Origin of the sequence: Collinsella sp. LCP19S3_H3 (assembly GCF_052119145.1) — a bacterium.
GTDB lineage: Bacteria > Actinomycetota > Coriobacteriia > Coriobacteriales > Coriobacteriaceae > Collinsella.
The window spans coordinates 22,504-34,004 of sequence record NZ_JBQKFW010000018.1 but is presented as its reverse complement, the minus strand read 5'-3'; the positions used below and the strand labels follow the sequence as shown (position 1 = coordinate 34,004).

Genomic DNA, 11,501 nt, shown 5'->3' with positions numbered 1-11,501 from the left:
GATGGCGCGCAGCCGGTCAAGAAGATCTGCTTTAAGCTGCTTGCAGACGCTTACTGGGAGGAATAGCGCGCTGCCCGACTGAGCTGTTCGTATGCTGGCGTGTTTTCCCTAAGGGAAGCACGCTACGACCCCGTTAATCGTGTTTTCCCTAGGGGAATCACGATTAACGGGGTTTCTGTTTTTGAATAGGGGAGCTGACGCTGTTGCGATGCGTGGATTGGCACGCGCACTCAAAATCGGCAACAAAAAAGCCGCCCGAAGGCGGCTGTCTTGTGCGATGGAGCCAGCGACCGGGCTCGAACCGGTGACCCCCGCTTTACGAGAGCGGTGCTCTACCAACTGAGCTACGCTGGCGGCCATGTGGTGACGCAGCTGAGGCGTCAACGGCTGTCTATGATACGGGACATCGCAAATCCGCGCAAGTGTTCTGACGGCTTTTCTCACGTTAAATGCACTAATCACTCAAGCCGGGATGTGCCTGATTGCCTACAACTAGGTAGAAAAACGCCCGTCGGCGGTGTGCCGGCGGGCGCTGCTGTGCGATATGTCGCGTTGCGGTCTTAGTGCCTCATAAAGTGGTACTCGATCACATTGCTGTAGGGGTGACCCGGGCCCACAATGCCCTGCGGGAACAGCGGCTGGTGCGGCGTGTCGGGGTACATCTCGGCTTCGAGGGCAAAGCCGGCGCCCCAACCATAGTTGGCGTCGTCCTTGGCGTGCTCGTCGCCCAGCCAGTTGCCGGTGTAGAGCTGCACGCCCGGGGCGGTGGTGTAGTAGTCCAGCTCGCGGCCGGTCCACATCTCCTCGACATGCAGAGCGCGACGCAGGTTGCGGCCGTACTGATAGCCATCGATGCACAGGCAGTGGTCGTAGCCGCGTGCCTGCTTGATCTGCGGATCGTCGGCCTCCATGCCGGGCGCGACGGGGCGTAACTCGCGAAAATCAAACGGTGTTCCCTCGACCGGAGCAATCTCGCCAGTAGGAATGTTCTGGTCGTCGATGGGCAGGTAGTGGGCAGCGTTAGCAACAAAGAAGTGTTCGCAGTCCATGCCGGCATTATGACCGGCAAGGTTAAAGTACGTGTGGTTGGTCATGGACACGTACGTGGCGCGGTCGCTCTCGCAGCCATATTCGATACGGAAGCGGCCGGTGTGCGTCACGGTAAACACGGCCGTAAAGGTGCGGTTGCCGGGCAGGCCCAACTCGCCATCCTCAAGTGAGGTGGTCATGCGCACGGCGTTGTGAACCTCGTCGAGCTCAACATCCCACACGCGCTTGTGCAGGCCGCGCTCAAGATCGCTGTGCAGGTTGTTGGCGCCCTCGTTGGCGGGCATATGCCAGTCCGTACCGTCGATGGTGATCGTGGCGCCCGCGGTGCGGTTTGCCACGGGGCCAATGGTCGCGCCAAAGCAGGCGGGGTTGTCAAAGTAATCCTCGAGCTTATCGAAGCCCAGCACCACATCGCGCACGTTGCCGGGAATGTCGGGCACATCGATACCCAGCACGGTGGCGCCATAGTCCATAATGCGAACGCAGATCTCGGGCCCGTTGAGGGTGTAACGATGAACGGGGGTACCGCACGGCGCGGTGCCGAAAAGCTCAGAAGTGATCATTTGGTTCCTAACATCGAGGTATTTCCGACAAACTGTAGCGCGAACAGGTGAGATTATCACTACATCCCACTAAAGCAGGGGGTATTTTTCTCAAAAAAGTGATGATTGGAGCCGTGCGGGCGTTCATTTTTGACGCGCGCGAGTCTGATACAATTTGTTCGTTACTGTTTGAATGATATGCGCACAAAGAACGGCGAGGATTCATCGTGATTAAAGCGGAGCGACAGGATAAGGTTCGTCAGCTGCTCGAGGAGCAGGGCACGGTCTCGGTCAAGGAGATTTCGGATGCACTGGGCGTCTCGGATATGACGATCCGCCGTGATCTTGAGGAGCTTGCGAGCCTGGGCGAGATCGAGCGCGTGCACGGCGGCGCCCGCAGTGCGCAGGGTCGTCCCCACGCTATGTTGCGCCACGAGTACTCGCACAGCGAAAAGCGCACCAAGCATGCCGAGGAAAAGCTGCAGATTGCGCGCCGTGCCGTGGAGCTTATCGAGGAAGGTTCGACCATCTTTTTGGGTACGGGCACCACGGTTGAGCAGATGGCATCGATGCTACCGGCGTTTCACCTGCGCATTGTGACCAATTCGCTTTCGGTGTTTAACCTGCTCGAGGCGCGCGAGGACTGCGACCTGTGCCTCGTGGGCGGCATGTATCGCCGTCGCACCGCCGCTTTTGTGGGACCAACGGCCGAGGATACCCTGCGTGCGCTGGGTATCGATGCGGCGTTTATCGGCGCCAACGGCATCTTGGACGGTGACGTATCTACGTCCAACATGGACGAGGGCCGTATCCAGCAGCTCGCTTTTAGCAAGGCAGACTCGCGCTATCTGATCGCCGACTCCAGCAAGATCGGCAAGCGCGACTTCTACACCTTCTGCCGCCTGGACAATTTGGACGCCGTGGTGTGCGAGCCGAGTATCTCGGTCGAGGACCGCGCCGCCATCGAGGAACACACGCAGGTCATTTGCTAGCTAGCGCTACAGGATTGCTAGCAAGCGCTGTGTGAGGACTTTTGCCCCCCTGTCATTGTGGGGAATCGGCGCGTCAGCGCTATGCGATATGACGCGCAAATGGGGACTTCGCTATCAAATTGTCTCAACCTGTAACAGGTAGGGGCGAAGTCACCAACCAGATGTTACAGATTGAGATTTTTGGCCCGGCCTATTCCGTTTGTCTCAATCTGTAACAGCTAGGACCTAAAAACTCGACTAGGTGTTACAGATCGAGGTTTTGTCTATCCAGCCATCACCTTTGTCTTGATCTGTAACAGTTAGACGGTTAAAAGCGAGTTAGATGTTACAGATTGAGATATTTCTGCTCGGGCGTTCTGTTTGTCTCGATTTGTAACAGCTAGGGCCGAAATATTCGGCTAGATGTTACAAATCGAGATAAACGACCTGCTCGGGCCGCGCCAAAACAAAAGAGGCCGCATACGAACCCGTGGAGGGATTCGTATGCGGCCGACAGGGGGTATGCGGCGGAAACTAGGCCATGAGCAGGCCGGTCTCTGCGACGTTCTTGTACCAGTACGCGCTTGCCTTGGGATAGCGGGCCTGGGTCTCAAAGTCGATGTAGAACAGGCCGTAGCGCTTGTTGTAGCCGTTGGTCCAGGAGAACTGGTCCTGCAGCGACCACACAAAGTAACCGTCGACGTTTACGCCGCCGTCGATCGCCTTGAGGATCCATGCGAGATGCTGACGCATATAGTCGATGCGAGGGGCGTCATCGATAAAGCCATCCTCGAAGTCGTCCTTATAGCCCATGCCGTTCTCGGTGATGTAGATCTTTTTATAGTTGGGGTAATCGTTCTTAATGCGGAGCAGCAGGTCGTACAGGCCCTCGGGATAGATGATCCAGTCCCAATCGGTGGTGGGTACGCCTTCGCGCACGCATGCCTCGCCCACGCCCTTGAGGAACCAGCGCGAGGAGCCCTTGTCGCCGGTGCCATTGTGGTTGATGTCGTTTTCGCCCTCGGCGGCACGCAGGAACTGGCACTTGTAGGTATTGACGCCCAGGCAATCGTTGTAGGGGAGTGCGGCGGTCAGCGCGGCGATGTCCTCGTCGCGAACGTCGAGCTCGCCGCCGGCGATATGGGCCAGCTTGGTCGCGGCTTCCATGGTGTCGGCTGCATAGTGGCCGCGGAAGGTGGCATCGAGTACCCAGCGGTTGTTGATGACGTCGGCCATGCGAGCTGCCTCGCAGTCGGCGGCGTTGTTGGGGTCGAGGGGATACTTGGGCTCTAGGTTCTGGACAATGCCGATCTCGCCCTCAAAGCCGCCCTCATGGAAGGCGACGACAGCCTTGGCGTGGGCCACCATCATGTTGTGCATAAGCTGGAAGGCCTTGTCCAGGCGATACTTCTCGCCGTGCGGCCAGTTGCCGACGATAAAGCTGCCCTCGGCGGTCGCGGGAATCTCGTTAAAGGTAAACCAGTGCTTGACCTCGGTGAACTCGGCAAAGCAGAACTTGGCGTACTCGACAAAGGCGTCGATCGTCGTGCGCGTCAGGAAGCCTTCGCCGCCGTTCTGGTAAAAGGCCTCGGGCGTATCGAAGTGATCGAGCGTGACATAGGGGATAACGCCGGCTTTATTGCAGGTGGCGAAAAGCTCGTGATAGAAAGCGACGCCCTCGGGGTTGATCTCGCCAGTGCCGTTGGGGAAGATGCGGCTCCAAGCGATGGAGACGCGGATACCGTTGATGCCGAAGCGCTGGCACAGGTCGATATCGACCGGGTACTTGTTGTAGAAGTCGCTTGCGGGATCGGGGGAGAAGCGACCCTGAGCGGCCAGGAAATCGTCCCAGGGCACTTTGCCCTTGCCGTGCGTGCGGGTCTCGCCCTCAACCTGGTAAGCAGCGGTGGCGCCGCCAAACACAAAGCCGTCAGGGAACTGCATGGGGTTGTTCATGAGTCATCCTTTCTGTGGGATACGAATAGGGAGAGGTGCCCGAACTGGGGATCCGGGCACCAACAGAGGGAGGAACTAGTCGAGGTTCTCGCGGAGCCACTTGATGGCGCCGGCGGGGTCGCGAGTAAGGTCGATATATTCCTTACCGCGCGGAGCGAGCAGCTTAATGCCCAGGCGATCGGTGTCGGCCTTCATGTCGTTGTAGTAGCTACGAACCTGCGGGGCGAGCACGATAACGTCGTACTGATCCATGATGGCAGTGTGCTGGCCATAGGCGCCTGCGGAGGAAGCGATGTTCTCTCCGGTCTGTGCGGCACCTTCCTTGATGGCGTTGGCAAGCATGGCAGAGGTGCCGGCGCCGGCGCACAGGACGAGGACCTTCAGGCCATCGACGTCCTTCTTGGCGGATGCATCGGCGGCAGGCTCGGGCTGTTCGGCGGCAGGCTTGCTGTCGGCGGCAGCGGCGGTCGGCTCGGCGGCAGCGGCGGTCTGCTCGGCAGCGGGCGCAGAGGTGCTGGCGGCGATGGTGGCGGCACCATCGGACTCGAGACCCAGCTCGGCGGCGCGCTCGGCCTCCTGGTCGCAGAGCAGCTTATCGTATGCCTTCAAGAACGGCAGGTAGATGATGGCGTCCAGCAAGATGATGATCGCGACAAATACCAGGGCGATAAGCTGGAAGTTCGTGGTGATGAAAATGCCGATGGGGGCGGGGGTGGCCCAAGGCACCACGAAGGAGAAGCCGTTCATGCCCACGTTATCGATAAAGAACTTGGCAACACTTACGTTGACGCAGCCGGCGGCAACAAAGGGGATGAGCATGTAGGGGTTAAGGATCATCGGCGCGCCAAAGAGCAGCGGTTCGTTGACGGCGAAGGCAACAGGAACAATAGAGGCCTTACCGACGGCTTTGAGCTGCTTGGACTTCATGAAGAGAATCAGCAGAAGCGGCACGATGAACGTGGCGCCGGTGCCGCCGAACTCACCCACGAGCGACATGTTGAAGGTGAGGGAATGGGCGGGGTGACCACCGGCCAGCAGAACCTGCAGGTTCTCGGCCTGGTTGGCAAGACGGATGGGGTCGATGCCCGGCTGGACAATCGAAGGACCATGGACACCGATGAACCAGAAGAACGCGGTGGCTGCCTGGATAAGGATAAGGCCAGGATAGGTTTCTGCAGCGGTAAAGAGCGGGGAGAGCAGTTTGATGAGCAGCTCGGAGAACGGAACGCCCATGAGGTTGCGCACGACGACATCGATGATGCCGCAGATGATGACGGCGCCGCCAAAGGGGATGATGTCGCGGAAGTTCTGAGCGATGGCGCCCGGAACCTCCTTGGGCAGCTTAATGGTCAGATCGCGCGAGACGCAGAACTTATAGACCCACACGGTAATGAACGCGGCGATATAAGCCGAGAACAGACCGCGCGTACCCATGCTGGTGCAATCGAAGACCGAAAGCTCGGAGCCGTCGAACTTGGTGGTGAACTGCGTAACAGCGAGCAGCAGCATGCTGCACTGGGCGGCTACCATGGTGGAGCCGTCGTTGAGCACCTTGCCGGCGGGCATGCGACGGTTCATGGAAGCCGTGAAGTTCTTGGCGGTGGTGCCGGCAACCATGATGCCCATAACGCCCATGGTGAAGTTGTACAGCTTGTTGCACCAGTCGATGAGCGGCTGGGGCAGCGTGATGCCAACTACGCCAGGAAGGGTGGCGATCAACAGGAAGATCGAAGAGGTGAGGACAATGGGCATGCACCCAAGGAATCCGTCCTTGATGGCCTGGAGGTAGATGTTCCTCGAGATCTTCTCAAAGAACGGTTGATGCTTTTCGAGCATCTTTACGATGGCGTCCATAGAGCTCCTTTGCTACTTGATGCGCGATGCATGTGGATGGAACTGGTCGTCGATGGATGGTCAGGACTGCCCGGAAACCTTCCTGCTTAAGGAAGGCATTGTGAAATGACAACGTTGTCATTTCGTTAATGACAACGTAAGACATTTTTGGAAGAGCAACAAGGATTTACGGGTGAACGGTCGATATTGTCCGATAAACGGCTGATTTGTCAGTCGGGCAGGTAGTGTATGCTAGAACGCAAAAAACAAGCGATAGAGAACCGAGTGGAGAAGCAGTGGCAACGATGGACAAGAAGAATGTCTCGATGAACGATGTGGCGATTGCCGCGGGCGTTTCTCTCAAGACGGTGTCGCGCGTGATCAACGAGCCCGATAGCGTACGAGAGTCGACACGCAATAAGGTCCATTCCGCAATGGAGGCGCTCGGGTTTCGAACCAACTTTGCCGCGCGTTCGCTCAAGCTGGGCCGTTACGGGTGCATCGGCGTGGTGCTGTTCCACTTGTCGGGCGGCGCCGTGGACATGATTGACGGTATCGCCGATGCCGCCGAAGAGCGAGGCTTTGCTCTCACGATGATCAAAAAGCGGGCGGGGGAGAAGATGACCCTTGCCGAGGCGGCGCGTAGGATGTCGCAGCTTCCCGTCGACGGCATGATCTTCAATCTGCGCCAGATGGTCGATGACTTTGATACCTTTGAGGCGCCGAAGGACCTCAAGACGGTGATTATCACGCCGATGGAGCATCCTGCCTGCTCTACCGTTAGTGACGATCAAGAGGGTGGTGCGCGCATGGCGTGCGAGTACTTCTTAAATCGTGGGCACAAGAACGTATATTTCGTCTCTGGTAAGAAAGAAGCGCTGTCGAGCCAGTGTCGTATGAAAGGTTGGCGTGCGGCACTCGAGGCGCGTGGCATTGAGCCGCCCGAGCCTCTGCAAGGCGATTGGAATGCGGATAGTGGCTATGCCGCGGGTCTTGTGCTTGCCGATAAACCCGATTGCACGGCGGTCCTCGCCGCTAACGACTGCATGGCAAACGGCGTGATGATGGCTCTACGTGACAAAGGGCTCAGTGTGCCCGACGACGTGTCCGTGATCGGCTTCGACGATGAACTCTACAAGACGATTCCTAACTCGATTCTGACGTCGGTGAAGTTTCGCCACCGCGAGCTGGGCATCCGTGCGCTTAACGAGGTCGTCGCAGGTCTTGAGGCTCCGAGCTCCAGAAGCCGCACGCTTGTGTCGGGCGTGCTGGTCGAGCGTTCCAGCGTAAAGGACCTGCGGGCGTAGACGTGCTCGGCTCGTTCATCTCAATCTGTAACAGTTAGGACCGAAATACTCGGCTAGATGTTACAGATCGAGATTGAGAGGATTGTCCTGTGCGTTTATCTCAATCTGTAACAACCAGACGTCCAAAACCGGTTTTAGTGTTACAGATTTAGACAATTCGGCCCCGTCTTCCCGGTTTGTCTTGATTTGTAACAGCTAGGGACCAAAAACTCGGCTAGATGTTACAGATCGAGACAAACGGCCCCCCAGCCGAACAAAAACAAAAGGCCGGGGGCGGCGCGCCGTGTGACGTGCCACCCCCGGCTGAGAAATGGGGACAGGTTATGTGAGCGGGGCAATTCCGCCGGTCGCCAGCCGCTAGTCCAGACGACGGGTCTGCGCCACGTGCTTGTACCAGTAGGCGCTTGCCTTGGGCGTGCGCTTCTGGGTTTCAAAGTCAACGTAGAAGAAGCCATAGCGCTTGTTGTAACCATTGGTCCAGGAGAACTGATCCTGCAGACTCCACAGGAAGTAGCCGCCCACGTTGACGCCCACCTCCATGGCCTTGAGCAGCCAGCGCAAGTGCTGCTCGATGTAGTCGATGCGCGGCTGATCGTCCACAAAACCGTCCTTGTAGGGGTCCTTGTAGCCCATGCCGTTTTCTGTAATGAAGATCTGCTTGTAGTTGGGGTAGCGCTGCTTAATGTAGACGAGTAGATCGAACAGGCCCTCGGGATAGATGATCCAGTCCCAGTCGGTGGTGGGGATGCCAGGCTTGTTCACGTGCTCGCCAATACCCTTAACGCGCCAGCGGCCGGTGCCCTTCTCGCCCGTACCGTTGTGGTGCAGGTCGTTCTCGCCGTCGTAAGCCTTCAAGAAGCGGCACTGGTAGTTGTTGACGCCCAGATAGTCGTTGTAGAGCGCGGCCTCGCGCATAATCTCGAGGTCCTCATCCAGGATCTCGATGGTGCCGCCCGAGACGGCAGCCAGACGGTTGGCGCACTCGAGGGTGTCGGGCGCGTAGTCGCCGCGGAAGGTGGCGTCGAGCAAGAACTGGTTCTGCAACACGTGCTCGTTGTTGGCGGCTTTGATGTCGGCGGGGTCGTTCTCGTTGAGCGGATACTTAAACTCCAACGACTGAATGACGCCGATCTTGCCCTTAAAACCGCCGTTGTGGAAGGCCAGTACGGCCTTGGCGTGGGCGAGCATCATGTTGTGCTCGCACTGGAAAGCCTCGGCCAGATGCGCCTTGACGCCGCCGGGGAAGGTGCCCTCGATGTAGGTGTTGGAGGCATCGGCCCAAATCTCGTTAAAGGTGAACCAGTAGGTCACCTGGTCGGCGTACTCCTTAAAGCAGAAGGTGGCAAAGTCCACAAAGGCATCGATGGTCTCGCGGTTGAGGAAGTCGCCCTTCTCAAAGAGGGCAAGCGGTGTGTCGAAGTGATGCAGCGTGACAAACGGCTCAACGTGGTGCTTGTGACACTCGGCGAAGAGATCGTGGTAGAACTGCACGCCCTCGGGGTTGATCTCGCCGGTGCCGTTGGGGAAGATGCGGCTCCAGGCAATGGAGAGGCGAATGCCGTTGATGCCGAACTCCTCGCACAGCTCCAGATCGACGGGGTACTGGTTGTAGAAGTCCGAAGCGGGATCGGGGGAAAAGCGCCCCTGGGCCTCCAGGAAGTCGTCCCAGGCAACCTTGCCTTTACCGTGGGTGCGGGTCTCGCCCTCTACCTGGTAGGCAGCAGTGGCGCCGCCAAAGACAAAGTCCTCGGGAAACTGCGCAGGCGGGTTGGTGACGCTAGCAGGGTTAACGGACATGATGATCCAATCGTCTAAATCGAAGGGCCAGCCGGTCTTGGATGGTCGGCTGGCCCTGTGCGTTACTTACTTCGAGAGTTGCTCGCTTACGAAGGCGAGAGACTTATCGCCGTTCTGGGAAAGCTCGATGTACTGCTTACCGCGGCAGGCGACGCACTTGTTGCCCACGCGCTCGCAGTCCTTCTGCAGGTCGGCCAGGTAGCTTGCGGCCTGCGGGGCCAGGACGACCAGATCGAAGTCGGGGAGCATGTCCACGTGGTTGCCATAGGCCTCGGCAGCGGTTTCAAGATTGATGCCGCGCTCCTTGGCGGCCTTGGCCAGCGCGTTGGCGAGCAGGCCCGAGGTACCGCCACCCTGGCAGAGCACGAGCACGCGTTTGCCGTTGAGGTCGCTGGTGGCCGTTGCCTCGGCAGCGGGTGCTGCGGAAGCGGCGGGAGCGCCGGCTTCCACGGCCTCGGCAGCAGCGCCGGCGGCAACGCTCTTGGCGTCGGCCTTGCCCTGGAAGGCATCGTTGAGCTTGGCGGCCTTCTCGGCGTTCTTGGCGGCGAGCTCCTCCTGGGAAATCTCGGCCTCCTCGGCGCACTTCTGGGCGTCATAGGCACGGAAGAACGGATAGTACAGAACGAAGTCGACGACCAGGATAAGGGCGAGCATCACAAAGGCGAGCGGCTGGAAGCCCAGGCCCATGATGGTGCCGATGGGGCCGGGGACGGTCCAAGGCAGGGTGTACATAAAGCCGTTCATGCCCAAGAAGTCGATAAAGATCTTGAGGATCCAGATGTTGGCGATCGGGGCAAAGACAAACGGGACAAAGAAGACGGGGTTGAGCACGATAGGCGCGGCGAACAGCAGCGGCTCGTTGACGGCAAAGCACACGGGGACGATGGCGGCCTTACCGACAGCGCGCATCTCCTGGGACTTGGCCAGGAAGCAGAACATAAAGACCAGGACGAGCGTGGCGCCGGTGCCGCCCATGCAGACGACGAAGTACTGGGCACCCTGGGTCAGGACAGCGGAAGCGTGCTGGCCGGCCTGGAACGCAGCCAGGTTGTCGGTCATGTTGGCAACGAGGGCGGCGGCGATGGCGGGCTCGACGATCGAGGGGCCGTGGACGCCCACGAACCAGAACAGGCTCATGGCGCCGTAAATCACAGCAAGGCCGATGTAGCCGTCGGCAGCGGTGAACAGGGGCTGGAACACCTGGATGACGCCCTGGGCAAAGCAGAAGCCAAAGGCAGCGCGGAAGACGATGTCAAAGACCCAAAAGACGGTGATGCAGACGGAGAAGGGGATGATGTCCTTAAAGGTCTGCGAGATGTTGGGCGGAACCTGCTCGGGCATCTTGACGGTGATGTTGCGCTTGATAAAGAACTTGTAGATGATGCCGGTCACAAACGCAGCGATGAAGGCGGTCAGCAGGCCCTTGGAACCAAGGTAGGTGGTGTTGAAGCCACTGGCGGCATCCGTGGCGATGGTGTCGCTCGAAAGGAGCAAGAAGCCGATGATGGCCGCGCACATGCACGAGATAAAGTTGATCTGGTTATTCTTGGGCAGATCGCGGTTCTGGGCGTCGGCGAAATGCTTGGCCGTGGTAGCGGCGCAGGCGATGGCCAGGATGCCCATGGAGTAGTTGTAGCACTTCCACAGGGCGTTGTTGATGTCATCGGGCCAGTAGAAACCCCAGATGTTGGGGACCGAGGCTACCAGGCAGAAGATGGACGAGAAGATGATGATGGGGATGACGGAGATAAAACCGTCGCGGATCGCCTTGAGGTACTTGTTGCGGGCGATCGCGTTGAAAAAGGGCTGGCCCTTTTCGATGGTGGCGATGAGTTGCTCCATGCAAAGCTCCTAAGAGTCGGTGGGTTAGCAACGATGGTAGCTTTTGACGTTTGGTTGCCAAAATGTTGACGTTGCCATTTTGTGACACAAAATAAGACGCGAACCGATGGCCCCTGTGCCTGCGGACCGTCGATTTCTTGCGCGTAAACGTTTGAGCCGCCCGGTGGCTCTGTGTTTGCACAATGGCAACGTTAACATTTGGG

At 58.7% G+C, this 11,501-nt stretch carries 7 protein-coding genes and 1 tRNA gene; 2 read left to right on the top strand and 6 right to left on the bottom strand.

Going from position 1 to position 11,501, the window contains the following annotated elements; genetic code table 11:
• Positions 1–278: 278 nt before the first annotated feature.
• Positions 279–354: transfer RNA gene (locus tag ACTQZF_RS08605), tRNA-Thr, on the bottom strand.
• A 206-nt stretch (positions 355–560) separates the two neighbouring features.
• Complete coding sequence (locus ACTQZF_RS08600) at positions 561–1,613, bottom strand: aldose epimerase family protein (RefSeq protein WP_441555053.1); 1,053 nt, start codon at positions 1,611–1,613, stop codon at positions 561–563.
• Between the two features lie 206 nt (positions 1,614–1,819).
• Here ACTQZF_RS08600 and ACTQZF_RS08595 point away from each other — a divergent pair, with 206 nt between their 5' ends.
• Positions 1,820–2,584, top strand: a complete 765-nt coding sequence (locus ACTQZF_RS08595; protein WP_441555052.1) for a DeoR/GlpR family DNA-binding transcription regulator — start codon at positions 1,820–1,822, stop codon at positions 2,582–2,584.
• A 513-nt stretch (positions 2,585–3,097) separates the two neighbouring features.
• On the opposite strand, the gene lacG (ACTQZF_RS08590) is transcribed toward ACTQZF_RS08595, so the two are convergent.
• Both lacG (ACTQZF_RS08590) and ACTQZF_RS08585 read right to left on the bottom strand, forming a co-directional pair.
• Complete coding sequence (gene lacG, locus ACTQZF_RS08590) at positions 3,098–4,519, bottom strand: 6-phospho-beta-galactosidase (RefSeq protein WP_441555051.1); 1,422 nt, start codon at positions 4,517–4,519, stop codon at positions 3,098–3,100.
• Positions 4,520–4,594: 75 nt separating this feature from the next.
• Positions 4,595–6,373 carry a PTS lactose transporter subunit IIBC gene (locus ACTQZF_RS08585; protein ID WP_441555050.1) on the bottom strand — a complete coding sequence of 593 codons (1,779 nt, stop codon included), beginning with the start codon at positions 6,371–6,373 and terminating at the stop codon, positions 4,595–4,597.
• A 284-nt stretch (positions 6,374–6,657) separates the two neighbouring features.
• Between ACTQZF_RS08585 and ACTQZF_RS08580 the strand changes: the two genes are divergently transcribed.
• Positions 6,658–7,659 carry a LacI family DNA-binding transcriptional regulator gene (locus tag ACTQZF_RS08580; RefSeq protein WP_441555049.1) on the top strand — a complete coding sequence of 334 codons (1,002 nt, stop codon included), beginning with the start codon at positions 6,658–6,660 and terminating at the stop codon, positions 7,657–7,659.
• A gap of 357 nt (positions 7,660–8,016) precedes the next feature.
• Here the strand turns inward: ACTQZF_RS08580 and lacG (ACTQZF_RS08575) are convergent, their stop codons facing one another.
• The gene (gene lacG, locus ACTQZF_RS08575) at positions 8,017–9,456 is read right to left on the bottom strand and encodes a 6-phospho-beta-galactosidase (RefSeq protein WP_154514977.1); all 1,440 of its coding nucleotides are present in this window, start codon (positions 9,454–9,456) and stop codon (positions 8,017–8,019) included.
• Positions 9,457–9,522: 66 nt separating this feature from the next.
• On the bottom strand, positions 9,523–11,298 hold the full coding sequence (locus tag ACTQZF_RS08570; RefSeq protein WP_427728585.1) for a lactose/cellobiose PTS transporter subunit IIB: 1,776 nt from the start codon (positions 11,296–11,298) through the stop codon (positions 9,523–9,525).
• Positions 11,299–11,501 lie beyond the last annotated feature (203 nt).